Source organism: Kitasatospora sp. NPDC018619 (assembly GCF_044391605.1).
Taxonomy (GTDB): domain Bacteria; phylum Actinomycetota; class Actinomycetes; order Streptomycetales; family Streptomycetaceae; genus Kitasatospora.
In genome coordinates this window covers 254,643-280,094 of sequence record NZ_JBISAI010000007.1, presented here as the reverse complement: position 1 = coordinate 280,094, position 25,452 = coordinate 254,643, and the positions used below count along the sequence as shown (strand labels likewise).

Below are 25,452 nucleotides of genomic sequence, written 5' to 3'. Positions count from 1 at the left end.
GGCGGGGGGGGGGGGGGGGGGGGGGGGGGGCGGGGGCGCCGGGGCGGGGGGGGGGCCCCCCCGGGGGGGCCCCCGCGGGGGGGGGGGCCCCCGCCCCGCCCCCCCCGGCGGCTCCCCGGGAGGGGTTGAGCCGCGGCGCGCCCGGTTGACGCGGCCGTGTCCCGCCGCGGGCGGGGTGCGTTGGGCGGGCGTGAGTGGAACCGGGAGGCTGCCGGAACCGGAACGGCGGCCGGTTGAGGAAACGATCCTGCACGGTGCTCCGGACCGGCCGCCGGAAGAGCCGGTCATGCCGGTGCCGCCGGTGGCACCCGGGCCGCCGGTGTTCGCGGAGGCGCCCATCTACGCGGAGCTGGTCCGGCGTTGGCGGGCCGAGGGGCGGGCCGTCCCCGGGCAGCCCGATCCGGGCCGGGAGCCGCCCGGCGTACCGTCCGCCGTACCGCCTGCCGTAGCGCCCGCCGTACCGCCCGCCGTCCCGCCGGCCGCAGCGGCGGCGGGGGATCAGCCGGCGGTGTCCGGCTCGGGCCGGAGCCCGGGCCCGGGGCCGGAGCGGGGGCCGGGAGCGGCGTCGGCGTGGACCCCGGGAGCGGTGTCGGAGTGCGGCCCCGGGTAGAACTGCCGCGCCCAGCGGCGGAACAGCCCGATCGAGCGTTCCCCGGGCACGAGCCGGGGCTGCGCCAGGTACCGCTTGTGGGCCAGCACCGGGCGGTCCTGCGCCAGGATGCGCACGGTGGCCCGCAGCGCGGCCCAGGAGGCCGCCCGGTCGACGGCCCGCGCCGCGCCGACGCCCGGCAGCGGCACGGTGACCGTCACCCCGACGCGCACCCTGGTCCGCCACGGCGCGAGCGGCGTCGGCAGCACCCACACCCACAGGGTGCCGCCCACCTGCGGCAGGTCCACCGCCAGGCGCATCAGCCCGAGCCCGGCCAGCGTCACCGGCTGGTCCAGGCGCACCGCGCCCAGCCCGGGGAAGCGGGTCGTGGTGCGTTGGTGGACGGTGAACAGCGGGCCGGCCACCTCCGGCGGGGCCGTCTCCCGGGTGTCCAGGCCGTGCAGCACCCGGGTGTGCCGGAAGTCGACGCTGTTCTCCAGCACCTCCTGCGGGTGGGTGGGGTCGTCCCCGCTCCACCACGCCAGCGGCCGCACCCCGACGGCCGGCGGCAGCTCCCAGGCGGGCGCGCCGCCGTCCGGGGCGCACCAGACGAACAGCGCGCCGTCCCGCTCGCACAGCCGGCGCCGGGCCAGCGAGCCCCGGAAGCGGACGCCGTCCGGCGAGCCGGTGCACGAGCCGTCCGGGCCGAAGGCGAAGCCGTGGAACGGGCAGACCAGCTCCTCGCCCCGGACCGTGCCGCCCGCCCCGAAGTGCGCCCCCAGGTGCGGGCAGTGCGGGCCGACCGCGCGCACCGCGCCCCGGCGCGTCCGGTACAGCACCACGTCCTCGCCCATCAGCCGGACGGTGCGCACCCGGCCGGGCGGGAGGTCCCGGGCCCGGCCGACGCAGAACCAGCCGCTGGGGTAGGGCAGGGGGGCGGGGTGCTCGTCCACGCGGGGTTCACCTCGATGGCTTGACAGCCGTGTGAACGTACCAGGCGACGTGCTCGCGCACGGCGTACATCTCCACCGTGGACCGGAGATTGAGCCACTTGGCCGGATCGCCGCAGCGCCGCAGCACCGCCCACGGCAGCCGGAAGTACGCGTGCACCGCCTCGGAGGTGGGGGTGTAGTACGGCGTGGCGTCCAGCGCCTCCTCGACCTCGAACCCGGCCTCGGCGAGCAGCCGGGGGAGGTTGCCGGCGTGGTAGAGCAGGGCGCCGTTCATCCGCATCGCGTCCAGGTACGGCACGAGCAGCGCCCTGGCCGGCGCGGGGAGTTCGTCCACCGGGCCGGTGGCCATCGGGCCCAGCAGCACCAGCCGGCCGCCCGGGCGCAGCATCCGGTGGAACTCGGCCAGGGCGGCGGCCGGGTCGTAGGAGTGCACCAGCGTCTCCATCGAGTACGCGCCGTCGAACTCCCCGCCGTCGAAGGGCAGTCGGTGGTAGTCGCCGTACCGGAAGAGCGTGCGGTCGCCCATCCAACGCCCGGACGCTGAGCCGGTGGGCCTCGGCGAGGTGGAAGTCCAGGACGTCCACGCCCGTCACCCGGAGCCCGAACCGCACCGCCATCGCCCGCGCCACCACCCCGGCCCCGCACCCGGCGTCCAGCACCCGCGCCCCGGCCGGCAGCGCCAGCTTGCGCCCCAGGACGTCCTGCAACTGCCGCTGCGCGCGCCACAGCCGCCACTTGGACTGCCCCGGCTCCGTCCACCCCCAGTGCCGCGCGTTGCGCGCCACCCGGGTGTAGAACCACCTGCTCCCCGCCCGCCCGTACACCCTGCGCAGCCCGGCCAGATCGAGTCCCTCAGCGCCCATACCACCGGGCTACCCGCCGCCCGGCGACGGCTACCCGTCGGCGGGCGAGGTTTCACTGATCGGGGCGAATCCTGTGGTGATCGGACCAGGTGATCGACGGACCTGCGCCGGGGCCGAATGCCGTGCGGGTCACGGGCGTTCGGCAGCCGTCCCACGCTCCCGCCAGGGGCGCTTCAGCTCGGCCCAGCGGGCCGCCTGCTGGTCGGTGAGGGCTCCCCGTAGCTCGGCGAGCTTGAGCAGCTGGGCCTCGGCGTCGGCGCCCAGGGGCTGGGCCTCGGCGCGGTAGTGGTCGGTGAGCAGGGCGTCGAGTTCGGGGCGGGTGAGGGCCGGGTCGAGGCGCTGGGCGAGCTTGGCCATGTTGCGGTACGAGCCCTGGAGCAGGAAGGGCGGCTCGGTGCGGGCGCGGTCGTCCTGGGCGGCGGAGGCCAGGTAGGCGCGGTTGACGGCCAGGACGGTGGTGCGCAGGTGGAGCAGCCCGGCGAGGACGGCGGTCATCCGCTCGGCCTCGGCGGCGGGCCAGGCTCCGGCCAGGGTGCCGCCGGGCCGGCCCTCGGCGCGGGCCAGCAGGGTGTCCAGGTCGGCGCGCTCGGCGGTGGCCAGCGGGGCCAGGTGGGGGCTGGCGGGCAGGGCGTTCTCGACGAAGCTGAGCGCGAAGAGGTCCTCGCGCCCGGCGACGGCGTCGCCGAGGTTCCACACGTCGGCGCGGTTGGCGAGCATGTCGGGCAGCCGGAACAGGCGGCCGGACTCGGTGTACGGGTTGGCGGCCATCACCACGGCGAAGCGCTTGCCGCGCAGGTCCCACTCCCGGGCCTCGCCGTCCCAGACGCCGTCGATCCGGCGCTGGGCGTCGCACAGCGGGATGAAGCGCTGGAGGAACTCGGGCGAGGTGTGCTGGACGTCGTCCAGGTAGAGCAGCACGTTGTCCCCGGCGTGCAGGGCGAAGTTGAGCTTCTCGACCTCCCGCCGGGAGGTGGCGTCGGGGGCCTCGGCCGGGTCCAGCGAGGTGACCCGGTGGCCGAGCGCGGGGCCGCTGACCGAGACCAGCAGCAGGCCGAGCCGCTCGGCGAGGTACTCGACCAGGGTGGTCTTGCCGTAGCCGGGCGGGGAGACCAGCAGCAGCAGGCCGCTGCGGTCGACCGGGCCGCCGGGGGCGGCCGTACCGAGCTGCTTGGCCAGGTTGTCGCCGACCAGCGGCAGGTACACCTGGTCGATCAGCCGGTTGCGGACGAAGCCGTTGAGCGGGGCGGGCCGGTACTGGTCGAGCCGCAGCCGGGCGTGCTCGGCGGCCAGCAGCTCGCCGCGCAGCCGTTGGTAGGCGCGGTAGCCGGGCAGCTCGACCTGCTCGAACTCGCCCACCCGGGCGAGTAGTTCGTCCAGCCGGAGGTCGAGCGCGCCGCCCGCGATCCGGGGGTGGTCGCCGAGCAGGCCGGTGACGCGGGCGCCCACCGCGCCCTCGGCGGGCCGGCGCGGCAGGTCCGGGCAGAGCAGCGCGGCGGCGGCCTCGGCGAGGTCGCCCGGATCGGCGTCCGAGGCGCCGGACTCCAGCCACGCGGCGGCGAGTCGGCGCCGTACGGGCAGCAGGGCGGGATCGTCGGGCAGGGCCGCGAGCGCCTCGGTGAGGCCGGCCGATTCGGGGGCGGCGCGGAACGTGTCGAGCAGCGCGGCGGCGCCGGCCGAGTGGGCGAAGCCGGGCTCGGCGGCGGTCAGCTCGGCCACCAGGTAGGGCCCGGCGGCGGCCGCGTCCGGGATGAACTCCCTCACCGCGGAGGAGAGTTCCTCGGCCAGGGCGTCCAGTGCGGCCTGTGCCGGGGCGCCCCCGAAGGCGGCCCGGGCCAGGCCCAACGAGCGGGCCCGGGTGTGCCAGAGCAGCCGTTGGCGCTCGTCGGTGCCGTGCGCCCAGTACAGCTGGGCGGCCGCGCGGGCGGCCGCCGGGTGGCGCAGCAGCCCGGCCCCGGCGTGCAGGTCGAGCAGCGCGCGCAGCAGCAGCGCCGCGTCGTGGTCGTGCACGCCGCGCTGGTAGCCCTCGTCCGGGCGCTGCTCGGCGGCCCGCCGGACGTGCTCCAGCAGCTCGGCGTCGGTGAGCGGCGCGCCCGCCCCGACGGTCGGCAGCAGGCTCGCCGCGAGGTACTCGGCGCGGTACAGCTCCGGGGTCTCGGAGGGCAGCGGGCGGTCCCAGTACCGCTCGGTGGCGGCGAAGGCCGGGTCGGTGACGGGGGAGCGGTAGTCGGTGCCGGTGAGGGTGAAGGCGGGGCGCCCGCGCCAGGGCACCAGGGCGAGTTCGGGGCGCAGGGTGGTGACGGCGAACAGGTGCCGGCCCAGCCGCAGGGTGCCGGGGCCGTCCCCGGCGAGCTCGGCGCGGTCGCGCAGGGCCCGGTGGGCGCGGCCGCGGGCGGCGCGCAGCCGTCCGGTCAGCTCCTCGGCCCGGACGCGGTCGCCGAGTGCGGTCAACTGCCCGGCGAGCTCGCGGAGTTTGACGGCGGTCGGGTCGGCGGCGAGGGCGGCGTCGATCTCGGCGGCGGTGTCCAGCGCGGCCAGCCGGCGGTGCAGGGTGTCCAGGACGCGCCCGGCGGAGGCGGCCAGCCGGTCGGCGCGCCGGGCCCGCTCCTCCAGCAGGTGCTGGCGGCGGGCGGTCAGCGCGTCGTGGACCTCGGTGCGCCGGGCGGTGAGCTGCTCGCCGAGCGCCGGGTCGGCGTCGGCGAAGCGGGTCTCCAACTGCTCGATCCGCAGCAGCAGCCGGCCGAGCTGCTCGTCGCAGGCCTCCGGGGTGTCGGCGGCGGCGAGCGCGGCGGTGGTGGCCTGGCCGAGCAGGGCGGTCTCGGCGGAGAACTCGGCGGCGGCCTCGCGGGTGCGCAGCTCGCGGCGGCGCACCGTCAGCGCGGCCCGGCCCCGGTTGAGCAGCCCCAGGACGTCGGCGAGCCGGTCCAGGATCGCGGTGCGGGTGGTGGCGTCGGCCAGGTCGAGGGTGCCGACCAGCTCCGAGACGGTCTGCAGGGCCTCGCTCCGGGCGCCCAGTTCGAGGCCCAGCGGCGCGGCCTCGGCGGCGGTGGCGATGGCGGCGCAGCGTTCGGCCAGCTCGCCGGCCCGCTGCCGGTGCGGCTCGAAGGCGGTGGGCTCGGCGAGGTGGCCGACGGCGCGCTCGGCGGCCTCGGCCAGGCCCTCGGCGAGGTGCGCGGCGAGGGCGTCGATCCGCTCCTGGTCGGCGCGCGGCAGGTCGCGCAGCGCCTCGACGCGGCCCTGGGCGCGGCGCAGCCCGGCCAGCCGGTCGACCCACTCGGCGGCGTCGGCCAGGGTCTCACCGCGGGCGGTGCGCAGCAGGCCCTCGACGTGCTCGGCGGCCTCGTCGGTCTGCCGGGCGGCGTGCGCGGTGAGCTGGGCGACGGCCTCGTACTCGGCGACGACCTGCCGGGCGGTGTCGCGGATCGCGGCGAGCGGCGCGGCGAGGTCGCCCAGGCCGCTCTGGCCGAGCCAGTGGTGCCGGTCGGCGGTGCGGGTGCAGGCGGCCAGCACGGCCCGGTGGCCGGCCGGGGTGTCGGCGCCGGCCGCGGCCAGCCGGGCCAGGGCCAGGCAGTCGGCCAGGCCGCGGACCAGGTCGGCGTTGCCGATCCGGGCCAGCGGGCCGCTGCCGGGCGGCTGTTCGGCGGCGAAGCGCTCGCTGGTGAACGGGGTCTGCCAGATCTGGACGGGGTGCAGCCGCGTCGGCCCGTCCTCGGCCGGGCGCAGCGCGACCAGGGTGCCGTCGGCGAGCAGCGCGTACCCCTGGCAGGCCAGCGGGGCGGCGGCCTCCTGGCGGACGCTGTTGTACGGCTGGAGCAGGGCGCGGCCGTCGGCGGGGGAGCGGAACTCGTAGAGCACGTCCTCGCCGTTGGGCGACAGGACGGTGCGCTCGTACACCAGGCCGTCGACCGGCTGGTCGAAGGTGCGCACGGTGCCGTCCACCAGGTGGCAGCCGCCGGGGAAGGCCACGCCCTGGTCGGCGGGCAGCCGCAGGCAGGCCTGGCCGAGCGCGTCGATCCGGGTGACGGTGCCGGTGGGCAGGTGCACCACCAGGTGCCGTTCGGTCTCCTCCTGGTAGGGGCGCACCCGCACCAGGAGGAGGGTGCCGATCCGGGCGTGGGCGATCCGGGCGTCGGCGAGGGTCTGGAGGGCCTCGGCCAGCGGTTCGCGGTGCAGCTCCCGGCCGTCCGGGGCGGTGACGGTCAGCCGGCCGCCGTCGACGCCGATCAGCAGCTCGCCGGCCAGGTCGGCGCGGGGCGGGCGGCCGGGGGCGGCGGGCCGGTGGTCGTCCCGGGTGACGCCGGTCCAGGAGAGCTGCCGGCCGTCGGCGGGGGTGTGGTCGCGCTCGCCGCGCCCGTCCAGGTAGGACGGCGGGGCGTCGTCGGCCAGGCGCCAGCGCAGCACCCGGACGTCGGCGGCGGCCGGGCCGGTGCGGAAGACGGCGAGCAGCCGGCCGTCCACCGGGCGCAGGCGCTCCGGGCGGGCGTCGCGGAAGTAGCGCCGCAGGTCGGCGAGGTCCTGGCGCAGCCGGGGGTCGTCCAGCAGGGTGCCCTCGACGGGCGCGGGGGAGAGGTCGGGGTGGTGCAGGCCGAGGACGTCGGTGACGTCCTCGGAGCCGTCGGCGGCGTCGGCCGGGCGGGTGGCGAGCAGCAGCAGCAGCCCGCCGGCGGCGGTGAGGTCCTGCGGCAGGCAGGCCCGGGCGGTGGTGAGCCGTCCGGTGCCGGCCAGCCGCAGCTGCCCGCCGCCGAACTCGGCGACCCGGCGGGCGTTCAACGCCTCCGCGCGGTCGGCGAGTTCGGCGGCGGCTCGGGCGAGCCGGTCGCGCAGGACCTCGTAGGTGCCGGTGTCGAGCCGGGCGTCGAGGGCGTCCACGGTCACGGTCACGTTCCTCAGTTGACTCGGGGGGATCGGTGGAGCCGGTCGGATCGGTGGAGCGGCCGGAGCCGGTCGGGCCGGCCGTCCGGCGGGCTAGCCGGCGCCGTTGGCCGAGGCGAGGCCGCCGGCCAGCGCCCCGAGCGGGGTCTCCGCGACGCCCAGCTTCCGCGCCGAGTCCAGCAGTTGGCGCAGCTGCCCGGCCTGGTCGCCGGCCCCCGAGCCGATCAGCCGCATCAGCAGCGCGGAGACCGTCAGGTTCTGCACGTCGGCCGTGGAGACCGAGGAGAGCACCCTGGTGAGGTCCTCGGTGAAGCTGGACCGGCCGGCCAGCCAGGGGCCGGCCAGGGTCTGCGCGGTCTGCGAGTGGGCGACGAAGGCGTCCAGGCCCTTGCCGGCCGACACCGACTGCACCAGCCGGTCGAAGAAGACCGAGTCCCCGCCGACGATGTCGATCTTCGCCTTCTCCAGCCCGGCCGCGACCAGCGCCGCCTGGGCCTCGGCGATCTGCCGCTGGGCGTCCAGCCCGGCCAGCCGGACGTCCTTCTCGGCGGCCAGCCGCAGGCGGTACTCCTCGTGCCCGCGCGAGGCCTCGTCCAGCTTGGCCATCGCGGCGGCCTTCTCGGTCAGGCCCTCGGCCTCGGCCTTCAGCCGGCCGCCGATCTCCAGCGCCGCGGCCTTGGCCTTCTCGGCCTGGACGACGGCCTCGGCGCGGCCGACCTTCTCCACCGCCGCGGCCTCCTGCTCGCGGACCTCCACCCGGGCCAGGCCCTCGGCGGCGGCCTCGGCCCGGACGCCCTCGGCCATCCGGATCTTGGCGGCCGCGTCCAGCTCGGCGGCCCGCTGCCGGGCCTCGGCCAGCACCAGCGCCTCGCGCGCCTTGTGGGCGGCGGCCTGCTCGGCGGCCTCGGCGGCCTTGATGTCCTTGACCAGCCGCTCCTGTGCCTCGGCCTCGGCCTGGATCACCACGGCCTTGCGGACCCGCTCGGCCTCCTCGGTGGCGCGCAGCGTCTTGACGGCCTCCTCCTGCTCGGCGACGGTGCGGTCCACCGCGACCCGCTCGCGGACCACGTCGGCGACCTCGCGCTTGGCGGACTCGACCTCCTTCGCCTTGGCGATCGTGGCGAGCTCGGTCTCCCGCTCCCGGCCGACGACCTCCAGCAGGCGGTCCTTCTCGATCCGCTCGTTCTCCACCGCGATCACCCGCTCGCGGTTCTTCTGCGCCACCGCGACCTCGCGGGCCTGGTTCTCGCGCTGCACCCCGAGCAGCTCCTCGGTGCGCAGGAAGGCGGTCTGGGCGTTGAGCCGCTCCTCCTCCTGCACCCGGGCGATCACCGCGTCCTCCTTGGCCCGCAGCGTCTCGATCTCGCGGCGCTGGCGGATCTCGGCGTCGGCCTGCCGGCGCTCCAGCTCCAGCACGGCCTCCCGGGCGTCCACGTTCTGCCGGGTGATCTCCTTCTGCTCGTTGCGCTGGTACTCGTTGGTGCGCACGTGCTCGATCGCGGTCAGCTCGGTGATCTTGCGGATGCCCTGGGCGTCCAGGATGTTGTCCGCGTCCAGCTGGCTCATCGGGGTCTGTTCCAGGTGGTCGATGGCCGCGTCCTCAAGGGTGTAGCCGTTGAGGTCGGTGCCGATGACCGCGATGATCTGGTCCCGGAACTCGTGCCGGTGGGTGTAGAGGTCGGTGAAGTCCAGCTGCTTGCCGACGGTCTTGAGCGCCTCGGCGAACTTGACGGCGAAGAACTCCTGGATCGCCTGCGGGTCGCTGGCCCGGGCGGTGCCGATCGACTGGGCGACCTTGACGACGTCCTCGACGGTCTTGTTGACCCGTACGAAGAACGAGATCCGGATGTCCGCGCGGATGTTGTCCCGGCAGATCAGGCCGTCCCGGCCGGCCCGGTGGATCTCCACCGTCTTGGCGGTGATGTCCATCAGCTCGGCCTTGTGGAGCACCGGGAGGACGACCGCGCCGGTGAAGGTCACGTCGACCTTCTTCGTCCGGGAGACGATCAGTGCCTTGCCCTGCTCGACCTTCTGGAACAGGCGGCCCACGAACAGCAGCACGGCGAGCAGGATGAGCAGCACGACGGCGACGAGCACGCCGAAACCCACGGCGATGGTGTCCATCACGGAGTCCTTTGACGAGATGGCGGGTTGGTGCGGAGGAGAGGTGCCCCGGCGGGTGCCGGCGGCGGCCGGACGGCGGGGCCGTGCGGCGGTCGGACGGGGTCGGACGGGGTCGGACGGCGGTCAGACGGCGGTCAGACGGTGGCGGGCGGCGGGTCGAAGGGTGCGACCAGGAAGTGCTCGCCCGCGGCGTCGTAGTCGAAGATCAGGGCCGTCCGCCCGGCCGTCAGGCCCGGTTCGGGCTCCGCGGTACGGACCTGGACGGTCGCGGTGGAGCCGTCCTCCGCGGTGACCTCGGCCTGCCCGAAGTCGGCCGTCACCCGGCCGGTCCGGATCACGCAGACCCGGCCGACGAAGTCCCCCCGGGTGGTCGGCCGGTCCTGCGGGAACAGCCGCGACAGCGGCCGGACGAGCACCCGGGTGCCCGCCCAGGAGGCGACCAGCGCGACGACGAACACGCCGCCGCGCGCCGGTGCCCCCGAGGTGAGGACGGTGCCGGCCAGGCTGACGAACCAGGCGAGCGCGACCAGCAGCGACACCGCCACCGTCACGGGCACCCCGCCCAGTCCCAACGCGTCCAGCACGCCCGTGCGGTGGCCGGCGCCGGGCCGGTCGGACCCCCCGTCGGCACCGTGCCCCCCGTCGGCACCGTGCCCTCCGTGGCCGGCGGATCCCCCGTGACCGAGGTCCCCGTGGTGCCTCGCGTGCCCGACGTCCGCGTGGTGCCCGCCGCCGTGCCCCCCGTGCACGGCGCCGGGAACCAGGCCGCCGAGCAGCACCAGCAACCAGTACCCGACCACCACCACCAGCGCGAAGCTGAACAGCGCCGTCGGAAAGGCCAGCGCGGCCGCGAAGAACCCCGCCATCCCGGCCACACCCCCGTCCCCTCCGCCGGCGCCGTACTTCGGCGCCGGGGAGATCATGGCAGCGCCGGGCCCCGCCGCACATTGCCAGGATCCGGCAATCTTTACGCCCTCTTGACACCCTGGTACGCACGGGCGGCGTGACACTGCCACAACCGGGCAACAGAACGGCCGTCGGACGGTCCCGGCGGCGCCCCGCGGGTTTGCCGCGGCGCGGCTACAGCGGCTGCTCCGGCCAGTTCAGCAGCCGTGCGCCCATCGCCGCCGTCTCCAGGGTGAAGCGCTGGAGCGCGTCCGCCGGGTCGTAGCCGGTGAGCACCCTGATCCGCTCCAGCCGGTAGCTCAGGGTGCGCACGCTCAGCCCCAGCCGGCGCGCGGCCTCCGCGTTCACGTACGCGGCCTCCGCCTGCACCGCGATGGTGTCCAGCAGCGGACGGGCGCCGCCGCGCGCCTCGGCCAACGGGCCGAGCACGCTGCGCACCAGGTCGGCCATGGCGGCGCGGTCGCGCATCAGCACCGGGAAGACCAGCAGCTCCTCGGCCCGCAGCTGCCGGGCCGGCAGGCCCAGCCGGTGCGCGTAGTCCAGCGCGTCCAGCGCCTCCTCGTAACTGCGCAGCACCCCGCTCGGCCCCGAGTGCCGCCGCCCGGTGGCCACCCGCCGCACCGGCTGGTACCCGGGCCCCGGCCGCAGCGCCAGCTCGGCGAAGGCCTCCAGCACGGCCCGCTCGGAGTCCGGCGCGATGCACACCAGCCGGCCGTCCTTGCTGGCCAGCAGGACGTCCCGCTCGCCGAACCGCCCGGTCAGCTCCCGCTCCACCCGGTGCACCAGCGGGTGGACGTCCGCGAAGGGCTCGTCGCCCACGGCCACCGCCACCGTGTACGCCCCCGCCAGCCGCAGCCCGAACCGTTCGGCGCGCTCGGCGAGCAGCCCGAGGTCGCTGCGCCCGAACAGCAGGTCGTCGATGAACTCCCGGCGGGCCGCCTCCTCCTGACGGACCGCCAGGCGCTGCGCCCGCTCGTGGCCGTCGCCCAGTGCGGCCAGTGCGGCGTCGGTGGCGGCCAGCACCGCGTCGCCCATCCGGCGCAGCTCGGCCACGCTGCTCGCGGCGGTCGCCCCGGGCAGGATCTGCCAGGCCCGGCGGGCCGCGGCCAGGCAGTGCGACACCACCTCGCGCAGCCCGTACCCGGCCTCGGCGCAGTGCTCGCCGAGCCGGCGCAGGCGCTCCAGCTCCTCGCGGCGCGGCAGCCGGCCGGTCCTGGAGACGTCGGAGAGCAGCACGAGGTAGACCTCGGCCAGCTCGGCGGGTATGTCGTAGTCGATCTCCTCGGCCACCCTGTCCTGCCAACCCCCGTACGACCCGGTCTTCCGGCGCCGAATTTATCAGGGGGGTCCGACAGGAGGCGGGCCGCCGACGGGCCGCCGACGGCCTGCGGGCGGCCTGCGGGCGGCCGGGGTGCAGGCCTGCGGGCGGCCCGTCAGCCGTCCCGGAAGTGCAGGACGAAGCGGGCGCTGCTGCCGTCGATCCGCCGCCGCACGTACAGCGCCGGGGCGCCGTCCGGGGTGCAGCTGACCCCCTCGCGCACCAGCAGGGCGGTGCCCGGCGGGACGCCCAGCAGCTCGGCGTCCGCGAGGTCGGCGCCGACGGCGCCGAAGGCCCGCCAGTCGTACTCCAGCTCCACCCCGGCCGCCCGCGCCAGGGCCGGCACGAGGTTCCCCGAGCGGCCCGGGCGGACCAGCTCGGCGGGCAGCGGGCCGAACGGCACCCAGTAGCTGCACGCCGCCCGGGCCCGGCCGCCCAGCCGGATCACCGAGTCCACCCGGGACAGCTCGGCCGGCTCCCGGCCCAGCCGGCGGGCCGCCTCGGCGTCCTGCGCCGAGCCGGTGACGGGCGGGGCGGCCACCACGAACTCGCCGTCCGTGCGCTCCCCGCCCGGCAGGGCGGTGGGCACGCTGCCGAGGTCGACGCGCTGGCTGCGCGGGTCCACGGCGATCGACACCCGGACGGCGGGCGGGCGGACGAAGGTGCCCACGCCGCGGCGGATCTCCACCACGGCCGCCCGCTCCAGCTCGGCCACCGCCTGCCGCACGGTCAGCCGGTTCACGCCGAACTCGGCGCTCAGCTCGGGCTCGCTGGGCAGCCGGGTGCCGGGCGGGTAGGCGCCGGCGTCGACGCGCTCCTGGAGCCGGCGGGCCAGGCGGCGGTACACCGGGGTGTTCGGGGAGCTCGGGGGGTTCGTCGCCACGGGCCGATCCTACGGAGCCGGGCCGCGCGGCCCGGCCTGCCGTGGCGCGGGGCGTCGTGGTGCGGGGCACCGTGGCGCAGGGCGTCGCGGTCCGGGGCACCGCGGTCCGGGTCGCCGCGGTGCGCCGGGAGGAGTGGGATGGAGGGACGCACCGACCGGGACCGCACCCGCGCGGCTTGCCCGGCAGCCCTCCGGCGGGTTACACCTCTGGACATCTAGATGTCTCCGCCCCGGCTGTCCCCCGCACGCCCCGGGTGCGGCCCCACCGAAAGGCCTCCCGCATGTCCCTGGTCAACTTCCGCGACGCCGCCGCCCTCGGCGACCCCGAGGGCCGGCGGATCCGCCCCGGCGTGCTGTTCCGCTCCGCCCAGCCGTTCCCGGCGGCCGACGAGGCCACCGTCGCCCAGCTGCGCGGCTGCGACATCCGCACCGTCGTCGACCTGCGCGACCCGCGCGAGACCGACCCCGCCGACTGGGCCGCCGCCGAGGCCGCCGGGATAGCCGTCGTCGCCGCCCCGGTGAACCCCGCCACCGACGCCCTCACCGCGCGGATGGGCACCATGGCGACCGCCGCCGACCTCGGCGACTTCTACGTCCTGCTGGCCGAGTCCGCGCCCGAGGCGCTGGCCGCCGCCGTCGAGGCCGCCGTCCGCCCCGGCGCCGTCCTGCTGCACTGCGCCGCCGGCAAGGACCGCACCGGCCTGCTGACCGCCCTCCTGCTGGACCTCCTCGACGTCCCCGCCGAGCGCATCGTCGCCGACTACACCCGCACCGCCGACGCCCTCCCGCAGATCTTCGCCGGGCTCGCCGAGCGCCACCGCACCGCGCTCAACGACCGCCGCGGCACGTCCCGGGTCACCGACTCCCGGGGCCGCAACCTGACCATCCCGGCGCCGCTCCTGGAGGCCCCGGCCGAGGCGATGACGGTCTTCCTCGACCGCGTGCGCACCCACCACGGCGGCGCGGCCGCCTTCCTCCCCGGCTGCGGCGTCCCGGCCGCCACCCTCGGCGCCTTCCGCGCCAAGGCGGCGGCGGCCTGAGCCGCCCGGTGCCCAGACGCGGCCTGCCCCGGTGCCTGGGGCGCCCGGTGCCCAGACGTCGCCCGCCCCGGCGCTCGGACGTGGCCTGCCCCGGTGCCTGAGGTGCCCGGTGCCCAGACGTCGCCCGCCCCGGCGCTCGGACGTGGCCTGCCCCGGTGCCTGAGGTGCCCGGTGCCCAGACGTCGCCCGCCCCGGCGCTCGGACGTGGCCCGCCCCGGCGCCCAGACGCCACCTGCCTCGGCGCTCGGACGTGGCCTGTCCCGGTGCCTGGGGCGCCCGGTGCCCAGACGCCACCTGCCCCGGCGCCCAGACGTGGCCTGCCCCGGTGCCTGGGGCGCCCGGCGTTCAGACGCCGCCCGCCCCGGCGTTCAGACGCCGCCCGCCCCGGCGCCCAGACGCCACCCGCCCCGGTGCCCGAGGCGCCCCCGGTGCCCAGACGCCGCCTGCCCCGGCGCCTGAGCCGCCCGGTGCCTGAGGCGTCCGGCGCCTGCGCCCGCCCGCGTCGGCGCCGGGACGGAAATCCCGTTGCACCCGCCCCGGCCGCGCTGGCAGCGTGCCGGGGCGAAGGGGGTGCCGCGAGATGACCGCGCTGCGCGAGATCAGGGCCGACCACGACGAGCGCACGATCGTGCTCTACCAGGCCTACCCGCCGGCCGTCGCCGACGCGGCGCTGGCGGCGGGCCGGTTCGTGGCGCCGTTCGGCTTCCACCGGATGACGTGGGTCAAGCCCTCGTTCCGCTGGCTGATGCACCGCAGCAACTGGGCGCAGAAGCCCGGCCAGACCAGGGTGCTGGCGGTCCGGGCCACCCGGGAGGGCTGGGAGGAGGCGCTCGCCCGGGCCGTCGGGACCACCGCGCACCCGGACGAACTGGCCCGCGCCGAGGTCCACGTGCAGTGGGATCCGGAGCGGTCGCTGCGCGGGGCGGCGCTGAACCACTACAGCATCCAGGTGGGCATCGGCCGTTCGCTGGTCCGCACCTACGCCGAGGAGTGGGTCGTCGGCCTGACCGACCTCACCCCGCAGGTGCGGCGGATCGCCGCGCTGGTCCGCGGCGGGCAGACGGCCAGGGCGCAGCGGCTGCTGCCGCCCGAGCGCCCCTACCGCCCGTCCGCCGCGACCGCCCGGCGGCTCGGCCTGGACTGAGGCGCCGGGTCAGACGTCCCGGCGCCGCACCACGACGACCGTCACGACCACCGAGACCGCGCCCCACACCCCCATGGTGATCCACGAGTCCAGCACGCTCGGCGCGTACTTCCCCATCGTGGCCGAGGAGTTCGGGTTGAGGACGAGCCGCTGGACGGTGGCCGTCGGCAGGTGGGTGCCGATCTCCTTCAGCCAGCGGTAGCGGTCCCCGCCGAACATCATCGGCAGGACGAGCAGCAGCATCACCAGCGAGACGATCGAGGCGGTGGCGTGCCGCAGCACCGCCCCCAGCGCCATCCCGAGCAGCGCGCAGACCGGCACGACCGCCGCGTAGGCGAGCACCGCCCGCAGGCAGCCCTCGTCGGTGACGGACAGTCCGACGTGCCGGGAGGCCAGCATGGCGTTGGTCCCGAAGAACGACGCCGCGGACACCACCAGCCCGGCGAGCGCGGTGATCCCGCCGACCAGCAGCACCTTGGCCGCGACCACCCCGCGCCGGTCCGGCACGGCGGCGAAGGTGGTGCGGACCAGCCCGGTGGTGTACTCGCCGAACACGGTGATCGCCCCCAGGCTGCCCGCCGCGACGGCCATCACGTCCCCCGCGATGCTGCCGAGGCCGTGGAACAGCGGGTCGTAGACGTACGGCGGCCGGCCGGGCACCGGCGCCGGCGGGTGGTCGATGTACGGCAGGTCGGTGTGGACGGCGTTCAGGTTGACCACGACCGCCGCCAGCGAGGCGAGCGCCAGCACCCAGGAGGTGGAGCGCAGCGAGCGCAGTTTGATCCACTCGGCGGCGAGCAGGTCGCGGAACCGGGGCGCCGGCTCGGCGGAGGCGGGGGTCACGGTGCTCATCGGGCGTCTCCGGCGGGGTACTCGACACTGTCGGCGGTGAGGGCCATGAACGCCGCCTCCAACGACGGCGTCCGGACGGCCAGTTCGTGCAGCACCACACCGTGCCGCTGGGCGAGTTCGCCGATCCGCTCGGCGGGCAGGCCCGTGACGGTCGCGGACCGCGGCTCCGTCAGCCGTACGCCGGCCCCCTCGGCGCGCAGGGCGGCGGCCAGCGCGGGGAGCCCGGGGGAGCGCACCGCCACCGAGGCGACGGCGTGGCGGGCGGAGAACTCCGCCAGGCTCTCGTCCGCGATCAGCCGACCGCGCCCGATCACCACCAGCCGGTCGGCGGTGTGCTCCATCTCGGCCATCATGTGGCTGGAGACGAACACCGTCCGCCCCTCGTCGGCGAGCCGCCGGAACAGCCCGCGCACCCAGCGCACGCCCTCCGGATCCAGCCCGTTCAGCGGCTCGTCGAACAGCAGCACCGGAGGGTCGCCGAGCAGCGCGCCCGCGATGCCCAGGCGCTGCTTCATGCCCAGTGAGTAGCCGCCGATCCGGCGCCCGGCGGCCCCGCCGAGCCCGACCTCCGCCAGCACCTCCTCGACCCGCCGCGGCGGGATGCGGTTGGCGCGGGCCAGCGCCGCCAGGTGGGCCCGGGCGGTGCGCCCGCCGTGCACGTCGCCCGCGTCCAGCAGGGCGCCGACGTGCCGCAGCCCGCGCGGCCGCCCGGCGAAGGGCACCCCGGCCACGGTGACGGTGCCCGCGGTGGGGGTGTGGAGGCCCAGGACCATCCGCAGCGTGGTGGACTTGCCCGCGCCGTTGGGGCCGAGGAAGCCCGTCACGGTGCCCGGCCGGACGGTGAACGTCAGCCGGTCGACGGCCGTGGCGGCGCCGTACCTCTTGGTCAGTCGCTCGATCTCGATCACGGGGACAACGCTGCCGGTCGGGCCGGTGCCCGGGCATCGGGCCGCGGGACACACCGGCCGCCCGCCGCACCGCCCCGGGGATTACGCCCGCGGGCCGATGTGCCGCCGTCCGGCCCGACGCTAGCATCGCGCCGTGATCATCGAACCCCGTCCGCCGCTGCTCGGACGCCTGCCCGCCGGCGTGTGGGTGGCGGCGTTCTGGACGGCCGTCGTCGTGTTCCGCCTCTTCACCCGGAAGGATGAACTGCGCCTGCTGTTCACGTACGGGGGCAACCCGGAGAACATGCCGATGCTGGTCACCGCCGTGGTCACCACCGGCGTCGCGGCCACGCTGGCCCGGGCGCCGCTGGCCGGGCTCGCCGTCGCGCTCGGGGGCGCCCTGTTCTCGCTCGGCATGACGAGGACGGCCCCGGCGACCATGCCGGTGCAGGTGGCGATCGCCGACGCGGTGGTCGGCTACTGCGCGGCCACCCGCATCCGGGCGGTCTCGCTGGCCGCCGCCGGGATGCCGCTCGCCCTGGTCGGCGGGCTCTACCTGTGGGGCGCCACCCACGCGTTCCCGGTCAACCCGCTCGCCTACGCCGGCTACGGCGCGAGCGTGCTGATCGCCTGGCTGGTGGGCAACACCGTCCGGCAGAGCCGCGTCCACCAGGAGGCCCTGCGCGACCGCGCGACCGAGCAGGCCGTCACCGCCGAACGGCTGCGGATCGCCCGCGAGCTGCACGACATGGTCGCCCACAGCATCGGCACCATCGCGATCCAGGCGGGCATGGGCAGCCGGGTGATGGACACCCAGCCCGCCGAGAGCCGGGCCGCCCTGGAGGCGATCGAGGCCACCAGCCGGGAGACCCTGGCCGGGCTGCGCCGGATGCTCGGGGCGCTGCGGCAGGGCGAGGGGGAGTCCGCTCCGCTGGAGGCGGCGCCCGGGCTCGGCGCGCTGGACCGGCTGGTGGAGCGGACGGCGGGCGCCGGGGTGCGGGTCGCACTCACCCGGCTCGGCGAGGCGCGGCCGGTGCCGCCCGAGGTGGACCTGGCCGCCTACCGGATCGTCCAGGAGGCCGTCACCAACGTGGTCAAGCACGCCGGCGCCCGGGACTGCCGGGTCACGGTCGGGTACGGGCCGCGGGAGCTCGACGTCACCGTCGTCGACCCGGGCTCCGGCGTGCCCGCCGCGGCGCCCGGCGCCGGCACCGGGTACGGCCTGGCCGGCATGCGCGAGCGGGTCGCCCTGCTGCACGGGGAGTTCCGGGCCGGCCCGCGCCCGGAGGGCGGCTTCCTGGTCGCCGCCCGGCTGCCGCTGCCCGGGCGGGGAGCCGTCGAGACCCCGGCCCGGACCCCCGTCGAGGCCCCCGTGGAGGTGGGACCGTGATCCGTGTCGTGCTGGTCGACGACCAGCCGCTCATCCGCACCGGCCTGCGGGTGCTGATCGCCGACGCCCCCGACCTGGAGGTGGTCGGCGAGGCCGGCGACGGCGCCGAGGCCGTCGACCTGGTCGCCCGGCTGCGCCCCGACGTCGCGGTGATGGACATCCGGATGCGCCCCCGGCCCGGCGGCCGGGAGGTGCCCCCGGTCACGGACGGCATCGAGGCCACCCGCCGGATCACCGCCGACCCGGACCTGCCCACCCACGTCCTCGTCCTCACCACCTTCGACGACGACGACTACGTCTACGGCGCGCTGCGGGCCGGGGCGAGCGGCTTCCTGGTCAAGGACCTCTCCCTGGAGACCATCCTGGACGGCATCCGGGTGGTCGCCGCCGGGGACGCCCTGCTGGCGCCCGGCATCACCCGCCGGCTGATCGGCGAGTTCGCCGCCCGCCCGGAGCCGGGGGCGGCCGCCGCGCCCCGGCCGCGCCGGGCCGTCGCCGGGGCCGTCACCGAGCGCGAGCGCGAGGTGCTCACCCTGGTCGGCCGGGGCCTGTCCAACGCCGAGATCGCCGCGGAGCTCACCATCAGCGTGGCCACCGCCAAGGCCCACGTGGCCCGGCTGTTCACCAAGCTGGACGCCCGCGACCGGGTCCACCTGGTCATCCAGGCCTACGAGTTCGGGCTGGTCGCGCCGTAGGCCCGGGACGCGCGGTAGCCCCGGGGCGCACCGTAGGCGCGGGGCGCGCCGTAGCCCCGGCCGGCCGGGCACCCGGACGCGGCGAAGCGCCGGAGCGGGCCCGCACAACCCGCTCCGGCGCACGCCTCACCCGGTCGTCAGTGGACGATCGCGTGCGAGATCTGGCAGCCGCTGACCCCGTTCGACCAGGTGCCCTGCATGGCGAAGGAGCCCGTCGCGAAGCTCACGTTCTGCGCGCCGCCGGTGCCGCCGACGCCGTTCCAGGAGCACTTGTCGGCGTTCTCGTACCCGGTAGAGTCGGTCCAGCCGCCCGCCGGGTTCTGGTCGGTGATGGTCTCCGAGTACTCGTGGCCGTAGACGATCGTCACGCCGTCCAGGGTGCCCGCGGTACCGCTGTTCACGTAGTTCTGGCCGCAGGAGCTGCCCATGTCGGTCACGTACGGGTCGTTGGTGAAGGCCACGTCACCGTACGGGGACGAGGCCGCGCCGCCGGTCAGGGTGGTGTCGCCGTTCCAGTCGTGCCAGGCGCAGAAGCCGCCGTTCGGGGTGTTGAAGCCGTCCGGGTGGGTGCCGGTCGGGGACAGCACCACGTACTGCGCGTTGCGGTTGGCGGCGGCGGTGGTGTTGCCGAAGTGCCCGGCGGCCTTGACGGCCTCGGCGGCCAGCTGGTTGCCGGTGGCCTGGCCGGGAGCGGCGGCCGACTCGTCGACCCAGACGCCGGCCAGCGCGCCGCCGGTCGGGTAGCCGACGTGGGTGGAGCCGCTCGGGCAGCTGGTCGCGCCGGCGGCGACGCCCTCGCAGTACTGGGTCATCACGCCGGACCAGGTCTCGCTGTTGGTGCCGAGGCCCTTGAACAGCTGCTGCGCCCGGACGGCCTCGCCCTTCGGGTCGCCGGACAGGGTCGTGTAGCCGCTGGAGTCGGTGCCCTGGGTGCCCCACTGGGAGCCCCAGAAGACCAGGTAGACCTTGGGCGCGCCGGTGGTGACGCCGATGCCGTCCACGCCGCCGCCGAAGCGGAGGTTGTTGCTCGCGGCCTTGGCTGCCTGGTTGCCGGCCTCCTTGGTCGGGTGCACGCCGTGCCGGTAGGGGTGCGGCTGCCCGGCGAACTCGCCGGCCGGCCGGCCGTCCTGGGCGGCCTGGGCGCCCGGTGCGGCGGCGAAGCCCGCGGCGGCCAGCGCGAGGGCGCTCAGCCCGGTCAGGGCGCGCCGCATCCGGCGGGAGGTGGGGGAGATGCCCATCGTGAGGGTTCCTCTCTGGTGCCGGCCGCGCCCGGGTAGCGGCACGGCGGCACGGTGGGGGACAACGGGGGAGGAGCGACGACGGCAGGCCGGAGCCCTGACGGACCGCCAGCGGCGGTCGGTGGCATGGGGGTCGGGAGCCGGTTTCCGCCGACGGCCGGAAGCAAAGCACCGGCGTCGGAACCCGGTCAACGCGGCAGAAGGTAAGACCAGCCCCAAGGGCGGCCCCGAGGGACGTAGTGAACGTCAAAAGCGCCCTGTTGACGGCCGGTCGATGCGCGTAGCGCAGCCGAATGCCAACAGTTGAGAGGCGGTTCTACACCGTATGGGCGGGCGGACGGGCCGTCAGGGCCCCTCGACCTCGCCGATCCGCATGATCCGGCCGTGCGAGTCGAGCACCACGTCGTAGGCGTTGCCGTGGCAGCCGTACGGCTCGGCCGGGTCGCGCTCGGCCAGGCAGTCGCCGATGTGGGCGATCAGCTCGTCGAGGGGGACGTTCCCGGCCGGGTCCTCGTGCGGGGCGTCCACCAGGGAGGCCGCCACGCCCGCCCCCGCGAAGCCGTAGTGGACGGGGCTGCCGGTCGGCTCGTAGCGGGCGGAGCCGCAGCTGAAGCGGGCGGGCCGGGCGGTGAGTTCGGCCGGGCCGGCGGAGACGACGACGAGGACCTGGTGGCCGGGCAGGCGGGTGGGGGTGACGCAGCCGGGCCCGGGGGAGGGGGCGGCGGAGGCGTCCGGGGCGGCGTCGGGCGCGGCGTCCGACGGGGCGCCGTCGGGCGCGGGGCTGTCGGGTGCGGGGCTTTCGGGGGAGGCGGTGGCGGAGGCGTCCGGCCCGGACGGTGCGGCCGCGGAGGCGTAGGCCTCCGCGTCGTCGTCCTCGTCCTCGTAGAACAGGTCGTCGTCCTCGTCCAGCAGGTCGTCCCCGTCCTCGTCGGCGAGCGCGGCGGCGGAGGCGGCCGCCACGGTGGGGCCGGAGTCGGCGGGCGTGCAGCCGGTGAGCGCGGCTGCGGCGCCGCAGGCCAGCAGGGCGGCGGCGAGGAGCATGCGGGGGGTGGCCATGGCACGAGTCTCCCCGGACGGCGGCGGTGGTCGGTACCCAGGGGACACGACCGGCGAGGGGTCCGTGGTTCCCGGGGCCGGCCGGCGATGGCTCCTCCCCCGCCGGACGTGCGGGTCCGGCGGAGGAGGAGGACTGAGGGCCGCTCAGGCGGGAGCGGGGCGCGGGCGGGGATTGCGCGCCGGTCCGGCCGGGGGAGGGTGCCGGGTGCCGCTCAGGCCGCGAGCGGGCGGCCCGTCTCGTACGCCTCGCGCACCCGGGCCTGCGCCCGCGCGCCCGCCCCCAGGTGGTCCAGGCCGAGCAGCGCCGCGCCCAGCACCGGCGGGGCGACCACGACGCGCGGCTCGGCCAGCGGCGCGGCCGCGGCGAGCCGGGCGGTCAGGTTGTCCAGCAGCAGGGGGTGCCGGGAGGCGATGACGCCGCCGCCCAGCACCACCGGGGTCGGGGTGTCCAGCAGGCCGAGGCGGCCGAGCGCGACCACCGCGAGCCGGACGATCTCGTCGGCCTGGCGGTCGACCAGCTCCAGCGCCACCTCGTCGCCCTCGTCCGCGACGGCGAACAGCACCCGGGTGATCTCGTGCAGCCGGGCGTTCGGCAGGTGCCCGAGGTGGACGGCCTCGGCGACCTCCCCCGCGGTCGGCAGGCCGAAGTGCTCGGCGATGGCGCGGGCGAGCGCGGTCGGCCCGCCGCGCCCGTCCTCGGACCGCACGGCGTGCCACATGCTGGCGACGGCGAGCCCGGAGCCGCCGCCCCAGTCGCCGGTGAGCTCGCCGAGGGCGGGGAAGCGGGCGGTGCGGCCGTCCGGCAGCAGGCCGACGCAGTTGATCCCGGCGCCGCAGACCACCGCGACCCCGCGCGGGCCGTCGGTGCCCGCCCGCAGCAGGCCGAAGGTGTCGTTGACGACGGTGTTGCCGGCCCCCCAGGGGTGGGACTCCAGCGCCACCCGCAGCGCCTCCTCCTCGACCGGGAGGTCGGCGTTGGCCAGGCAGGCGCTGACGTGGCTGGTGAGCACGCCGGTCCAGGTCGGGTGGCCGGCCGCGGCGGCGGCCTGCTCGACCAGCGGGGCGAGGCCGGCGACGGCCGCGGCGCCGCCGATCTTCTGCGGGGCGAAGCCGCCGCCGCGGGCGCTGCCGAGGATGCTGCCGTCGACGCCGATCAGGGCGACGTCTGTCTTGGAGTTCCCCGCGTCGATGGCGAGGACGCCGGGCAGGAGTGGTTCGGGCTGGTGGGTCATCAGGTCCCCGCGGCTCGTACGTGGCCCGGGCCGTGGTCGTCGGCCGGGTGCCCGGCCGTGGTCGCGGCCGGGAAGCCCGGCCGAAAGGGCTCCGGCCGGGGGTGGACGGTCTCCTCGCGGTGCCCGTCCGGCGGCCACCGGAACGGGGCGACGGGCGGGCACCGCAGGCCCGGTCAGGCCCAGGCGAGGTGCTCGCGGTTGTGGGCGAGCAGACGGTCCGTGAGCTGGTCGGCGAGGTCGATCTGGCCGACCAGCGGGTGGGCGAGCAGGGCGTCGAAGACCCGGTCGCGGCCGCCGCGCAGGGCGGCGTCGAGGGCGAGGTGCTCGTACGCGGTGACGGCGGCGACCAGGCCGGCGTACAGCGGCTCGACGGGCCGCTGCGGCAGCGGGCGCACGCCCCGGGCGTCCACCTCGGCCGGCACCTCGATGACGGCGTCGTCGGGCAGGAAGGGCAGCACGCCGTCGTTGCGGGTGTTCACCACCTGCACCGAGGTGCCGCCGCCGGTGCCGAGCAGTGCGGCGATCAGCTGGACGGCCGCCTCCGAGTAGAAGGCGCCGCCGCGCTTGCCGAGCAGCTCCGGCTTGGTGTCCAGGGCGGGGTCGGCGTACAGCTCCAGCAGCTGCCGCTCGATCTCGGCCACCTGCGCGGCCCGCGAGCCCTGCTCGCGCAGCTCCGCCACCACCGCGTCGTGCTGGTAGAAGTACCGCAGGTAGTAGGACGGCACCACGCCGAGCCGCTCGATGACGGCCTGCGGCAGGTGGAGGTCCTCGGCGATCTCCCTGCCGTGCGAGGCGAGCAGCTGCGGGAGCACCTCGCGCCCGGTCGCGGCGCCCGGAGCGTCCAGCAGGGTCACCCCGCGCTCCCAGGTCAGGTGGTTGAGCCCGACGTGGTCGAGCCGGACCAGCTCCGGGTCCACCCCCAGGTGCCCGGCGAACTTGCGCTGGAAGCCGATCGCGACGTTGCACAGCCCGACGGCCCGGTGGCCGGCCTCCTGGAGGGCCCGGGTGACGATGCCGACCGGGTTGGTGAAGTCCACGATCCAGGCGTCCGGGTTGGTGCGGCGGACCTGCTCGGCGATGTCCAGCACCACCGGGACGGTGCGCAGCGCCTTGGCGAGGCCGCCGGCGCCGGTGGTCTCCTGCCCGACGCAGCCGCACTCCAGCGGCCAGGTCTCGTCCTGGTTGCGGGCCGCCTGCCCGCCGACGCGCAGCTGGAGCAGCACGGCGTCGGCGTCCGCGACGCCCGCGGCCAGGTCGGTGGTGACGGTGACGGCGGCCGGGTGGCCCTGCCGGGCGAAGATCCGCCGGGCGAGGCCGCCGATCAGCTCCAGGCGCTCGGCGGCCGGGTCGACCAGCACCAGCTCGCCGACCGGCAGGCTGTCGCGCAGCCGGGCGAAGCCGTCGACCAGCTCCGGGGTGTACGTCGAACCGCCGCCGACGATTGCCAACTTGAGTGCGGACATCAGCCCTTGACCCCTGTCAGTGTCACGCCTTCGATGAAGGCCTTCTGAGCGAAGAAGAAGAGGACGATCACCGGGGCCATCACCAGCAGGGTGGCGGCCATGGTGAGGTTCCAGTTGGTGTGGTGGGCGGCCTTGAAGGACTCCAGCCCGTAACTGAGCGTCCAGGCCTCGTGGTTGTTGCTGGCGTAGATCTGCGGGCCGAAGTAGTCGTTCCAGCAGTAGAAGAACTGGAACAGCGCGACCGCCGCGATGGCCGGCTTGGCCATCGGCAGGACCACCCGCAGCAGGGTGCGCAGGTCCCCGCAGCCATCCATCCGGGCGGCCTCCAGGTACTCCTTGGGGATGGTCAGCAGGAACTGGCGCAGCAGGAAGATGGAGAACGCGTCGCCGAAGGCCATCGGGATGATCAGCGGCCAGAGCGAGCCGTCCATGCCCATCTGCTTGGACCAGAACAGAAACATCGGGATGACGGTGACCTGCGGGGGCAGCATCATCATCGCGATGACCCCCATCAGTGCCAGGTTGCGGCCGCGGAAGCGGAACTTGGCGAGGGCGTAGGCCACCGGGAGGCTGGAGACCACGGTCAGCAGGGTGCCGAGCCCGGCGTACAGCAGGGTGTTGCGCCACCAGCTGAGGAAGCCGGGGGTGTTCCAGACCTTGGTGTAGTTGCCCCAGTGCCAGTCGGTCGGCCAGTAGTCGGTGGTGAGCGCCTGCCCGTCGGACATCACCGAGGTGAGGAAGACGAAGACGAAGGGCAGCAGGAAGAACAGCGCGGCGGCGATCGCCACCGTGTGCACGGCCACCCAGTGGAGGAACGCGCGGCGCCGGGCGGCCCGGGCGGCGGGGCCGCCGGAGCGGGAGGGGACGGCCGTGGCCGGCCCCTTGGTGAGTGTGGTGCCAAGGGTCATGATCGGGTCCTCCCGGGCCGCTAGTCGTCGCTCGCCATGAAGCCGGAGCGGCGGCGGAGCAGGATCGAGGTGACGGCCATCGAGATGCCGAACAGCACCAGGGCGACGACGCAGGCCGCGCCGTAGTTGTAGCTCTGGAAGCCGAGCTTGTAGACCAGCTGCGGCAGCGTCCAGGTGGAGCCGCCCGGGAAGCCGGGCTCGAACTGCTGCCCGGAGTTGCCGGCGATGCCGCTGGCGACCTTCCCGGCGACGAACGCCTGGGTGTAGTACTGCATGGTCTGGATCACCCCGGTGACCACCGCGAACATGATGATCGGCGAGATGTTCGGCAGCGTGACGTACCGGAACCGCTGGAACGGGCCGGCGCCGTCCAGCTCGGCCGCCTCGTACTGATCCTTGGGGACGTCCAGCAGCGAGGCCATGAAGATGACCATCAGGTCGCCGACGCCCCACATGGCGAGCAGGGTGAGCGCGGGCTTGGACCAGTCCTCGGAGGCGAACCAGCCGGGCTGCGGCAGGCCGAGCTCCCCCAGCAGGTGGTTGACCGGGCCGGTGCCGGGGTTGAACAGGAAGGCGAAGGCGACGGTCGCGGCCACCGGCGGGGCCAGGTAGGGCAGGTAGAACGCGGTGCGGAAGAAGCCCGCGCCGGTCTTCACCTTGGTGATGAGCATCCCGATGCCCAGCCCGAAGGCGACCCGCAGGCTCACCATCACGACGACCAGCCACAGGGTGTTGCGCAGGCCCTGCCAGAAGGTCGGCAGGTGGTTGAAGACGTAGTCCCAGTTCTTCAGGCCGGTGAAGGTCGGGGTGCCGAAGCCGTTGTACGAGGTGAAGGAGAAGTAGGCGGTGGAGATCAGCGGGTAGGCGAAGAAGACGCTGAAACCGATCAGCCAGGGGGAGAGGAAGGCGAGGGTGCGGGCCGCCTCCCGGCGGCGCTTGCGGCGCAGCAGGTGCTGCGTGCCGGGCGCCGCCGGGCCGGTCGGTGCCGCGTCGGCCTCGTCGTTCCCCTTGCGGGTGCCGAACGCGAGTGACATGGGAGCTC

Annotated in this window: 19 protein-coding genes and 1 pseudogene; 4 read left to right on the top strand and 16 right to left on the bottom strand. The window is 76.1% G+C overall.

What is annotated here, in order from left to right; genetic code table 11:
- Positions 1–498 precede the first annotated feature (498 nt).
- The 8 genes and pseudogenes from ACH5AR_RS13855 to ACH5AR_RS13820 all read right to left on the bottom strand — a co-directional run bounded on the left by ACH5AR_RS13855 (position 499) and on the right by ACH5AR_RS13820 (position 12,505).
- A complete protein-coding gene (locus ACH5AR_RS13855) occupies positions 499–1,542 on the bottom strand; it encodes a Rieske 2Fe-2S domain-containing protein (protein ID WP_396301588.1) in 1,044 nt (347 codons plus the stop codon).
- Positions 1,543–1,549: 7 nt separating this feature from the next.
- Positions 1,550–2,068 (bottom strand): methyltransferase domain-containing protein, encoded by a 519-nt coding sequence (locus ACH5AR_RS13850; protein ID WP_396301587.1) that lies wholly within the window; start codon positions 2,066–2,068, stop codon positions 1,550–1,552.
- Positions 2,069–2,129: 61 nt separating this feature from the next.
- Positions 2,130–2,405, bottom strand: a pseudogene (locus ACH5AR_RS13845) (SAM-dependent methyltransferase); the annotation flags it as partial.
- A gap of 129 nt (positions 2,406–2,534) precedes the next feature.
- Positions 2,535–7,283 carry a DNA repair ATPase gene (locus tag ACH5AR_RS13840; RefSeq protein WP_396301586.1) on the bottom strand — a complete coding sequence of 1,583 codons (4,749 nt, stop codon included), beginning with the start codon at positions 7,281–7,283 and terminating at the stop codon, positions 2,535–2,537.
- A gap of 84 nt (positions 7,284–7,367) precedes the next feature.
- Positions 7,368–9,398: a flotillin family protein gene (locus ACH5AR_RS13835; RefSeq protein ID WP_396301585.1), complete on the bottom strand. Its 2,031-nt coding sequence runs from the start codon at positions 9,396–9,398 to the stop codon at positions 7,368–7,370.
- Positions 9,399–9,532: 134 nt separating this feature from the next.
- A complete protein-coding gene (locus ACH5AR_RS13830) occupies positions 9,533–10,264 on the bottom strand; it encodes a hypothetical protein (RefSeq protein ID WP_396301584.1) in 732 nt (243 codons plus the stop codon).
- A 214-nt stretch (positions 10,265–10,478) separates the two neighbouring features.
- Positions 10,479–11,594, bottom strand: a complete 1,116-nt coding sequence (locus ACH5AR_RS13825; protein ID WP_396301583.1) for a PucR family transcriptional regulator — start codon at positions 11,592–11,594, stop codon at positions 10,479–10,481.
- Between the two features lie 143 nt (positions 11,595–11,737).
- Positions 11,738–12,505 (bottom strand): GntR family transcriptional regulator, encoded by a 768-nt coding sequence (locus tag ACH5AR_RS13820; RefSeq protein ID WP_396301582.1) that lies wholly within the window; start codon positions 12,503–12,505, stop codon positions 11,738–11,740.
- Between the two features lie 281 nt (positions 12,506–12,786).
- On the opposite strand from ACH5AR_RS13820, the gene ACH5AR_RS13815 reads away from it, so the two are divergent.
- Positions 12,787–13,545: a tyrosine-protein phosphatase gene (locus ACH5AR_RS13815; RefSeq protein WP_396301581.1), complete on the top strand. Its 759-nt coding sequence runs from the start codon at positions 12,787–12,789 to the stop codon at positions 13,543–13,545.
- 580 nt (positions 13,546–14,125) lie between these two features.
- Positions 14,126–14,689: a DUF4291 domain-containing protein gene (locus ACH5AR_RS13810; protein WP_396301580.1), complete on the top strand. Its 564-nt coding sequence runs from the start codon at positions 14,126–14,128 to the stop codon at positions 14,687–14,689.
- 9 nt (positions 14,690–14,698) lie between these two features.
- On the opposite strand, the gene ACH5AR_RS13805 is transcribed toward ACH5AR_RS13810, so the two are convergent.
- Complete coding sequence (locus tag ACH5AR_RS13805; RefSeq protein WP_396301579.1) at positions 14,699–15,541, bottom strand: ABC transporter permease; 843 nt, start codon at positions 15,539–15,541, stop codon at positions 14,699–14,701.
- On the bottom strand, positions 15,538–16,449 hold the full coding sequence (locus ACH5AR_RS13800; protein WP_396301578.1) for an ABC transporter ATP-binding protein: 912 nt from the start codon (positions 16,447–16,449) through the stop codon (positions 15,538–15,540). The genes ACH5AR_RS13805 and ACH5AR_RS13800 overlap by 4 nt, the downstream gene beginning before the upstream one ends.
- A 133-nt stretch (positions 16,450–16,582) precedes the next feature.
- Between ACH5AR_RS13800 and ACH5AR_RS13795 the strand changes: the two genes are divergently transcribed.
- Together ACH5AR_RS13795 and ACH5AR_RS13790 are read left to right on the top strand one after the other, a co-directional pair.
- The gene (locus ACH5AR_RS13795; RefSeq protein WP_396301577.1) at positions 16,583–17,818 is read left to right on the top strand and encodes a sensor histidine kinase; all 1,236 of its coding nucleotides are present in this window, start codon (positions 16,583–16,585) and stop codon (positions 17,816–17,818) included.
- Complete coding sequence (locus ACH5AR_RS13790) at positions 17,815–18,513, top strand: response regulator (RefSeq protein ID WP_396301576.1); 699 nt, start codon at positions 17,815–17,817, stop codon at positions 18,511–18,513. Before ACH5AR_RS13795 ends, ACH5AR_RS13790 begins: the two co-directional genes overlap by 4 nt.
- A 137-nt stretch (positions 18,514–18,650) precedes the next feature.
- Here the strand turns inward: ACH5AR_RS13790 and ACH5AR_RS13785 are convergent, their stop codons facing one another.
- From ACH5AR_RS13785 to ACH5AR_RS13760, 6 genes are all read right to left on the bottom strand, one after another.
- A complete protein-coding gene (locus ACH5AR_RS13785) occupies positions 18,651–19,751 on the bottom strand; it encodes a hypothetical protein (RefSeq protein ID WP_396301575.1) in 1,101 nt (366 codons plus the stop codon).
- A gap of 345 nt (positions 19,752–20,096) precedes the next feature.
- Positions 20,097–20,807, bottom strand: a complete 711-nt coding sequence (locus tag ACH5AR_RS13780) for a hypothetical protein (protein WP_396301574.1) — start codon at positions 20,805–20,807, stop codon at positions 20,097–20,099.
- A 212-nt stretch (positions 20,808–21,019) separates the two neighbouring features.
- Positions 21,020–22,039: an N-acetylglucosamine kinase gene (locus ACH5AR_RS13775; RefSeq protein ID WP_396301573.1), complete on the bottom strand. Its 1,020-nt coding sequence runs from the start codon at positions 22,037–22,039 to the stop codon at positions 21,020–21,022.
- Positions 22,040–22,212: 173 nt separating this feature from the next.
- A complete protein-coding gene (locus ACH5AR_RS13770) occupies positions 22,213–23,502 on the bottom strand; it encodes a 6-phospho-beta-glucosidase (RefSeq protein ID WP_396301572.1) in 1,290 nt (429 codons plus the stop codon).
- Positions 23,502–24,410 (bottom strand): carbohydrate ABC transporter permease, encoded by a 909-nt coding sequence (locus tag ACH5AR_RS13765; RefSeq protein WP_396301571.1) that lies wholly within the window; start codon positions 24,408–24,410, stop codon positions 23,502–23,504. Before ACH5AR_RS13765 ends, ACH5AR_RS13770 begins: the two co-directional genes overlap by 1 nt.
- Before the next feature lie 20 nt (positions 24,411–24,430).
- Complete coding sequence (locus ACH5AR_RS13760; RefSeq protein WP_396301570.1) at positions 24,431–25,444, bottom strand: carbohydrate ABC transporter permease; 1,014 nt, start codon at positions 25,442–25,444, stop codon at positions 24,431–24,433.
- Between the last annotated feature and the right edge of the window lie 8 nt (positions 25,445–25,452).

Excerpts from the sequence above, each read along its gene's own strand:
- ACH5AR_RS13785 (WP_396301575.1), bottom strand. The coding sequence starts at position 19,751 with ATGGGCATCTCCCCCACCTCCCGCCGGATGCGGCGCGCCCTGACCGGG.
- ACH5AR_RS13805 (WP_396301579.1), bottom strand. The coding sequence starts at position 15,541 with ATGAGCACCGTGACCCCCGCCTCCGCCGAGCCGGCGCCCCGGTTCCGC.
- ACH5AR_RS13775 (WP_396301573.1), bottom strand. The coding sequence starts at position 22,039 with ATGACCCACCAGCCCGAACCACTCCTGCCCGGCGTCCTCGCCATCGAC.
- ACH5AR_RS13780 (WP_396301574.1), bottom strand. The coding sequence starts at position 20,807 with ATGGCCACCCCCCGCATGCTCCTCGCCGCCGCCCTGCTGGCCTGCGGC.
- ACH5AR_RS13850 (WP_396301587.1), bottom strand. The coding sequence starts at position 2,068 with ATGGGCGACCGCACGCTCTTCCGGTACGGCGACTACCACCGACTGCCC.
- ACH5AR_RS13830 (WP_396301584.1), bottom strand. The coding sequence starts at position 10,264 with ATGGCGGGGTTCTTCGCGGCCGCGCTGGCCTTTCCGACGGCGCTGTTC.
- ACH5AR_RS13765 (WP_396301571.1), bottom strand. The coding sequence starts at position 24,410 with ATGACCCTTGGCACCACACTCACCAAGGGGCCGGCCACGGCCGTCCCC.
- ACH5AR_RS13770 (WP_396301572.1), bottom strand. The coding sequence starts at position 23,502 with ATGTCCGCACTCAAGTTGGCAATCGTCGGCGGCGGTTCGACGTACACC.
- ACH5AR_RS13760 (WP_396301570.1), bottom strand. The coding sequence starts at position 25,444 with ATGTCACTCGCGTTCGGCACCCGCAAGGGGAACGACGAGGCCGACGCG.
- ACH5AR_RS13835 (WP_396301585.1), bottom strand. The coding sequence starts at position 9,398 with ATGGACACCATCGCCGTGGGTTTCGGCGTGCTCGTCGCCGTCGTGCTG.
- ACH5AR_RS13810 (WP_396301580.1), top strand. The coding sequence starts at position 14,126 with ATGACCGCGCTGCGCGAGATCAGGGCCGACCACGACGAGCGCACGATC.
- ACH5AR_RS13815 (WP_396301581.1), top strand. The coding sequence starts at position 12,787 with ATGTCCCTGGTCAACTTCCGCGACGCCGCCGCCCTCGGCGACCCCGAG.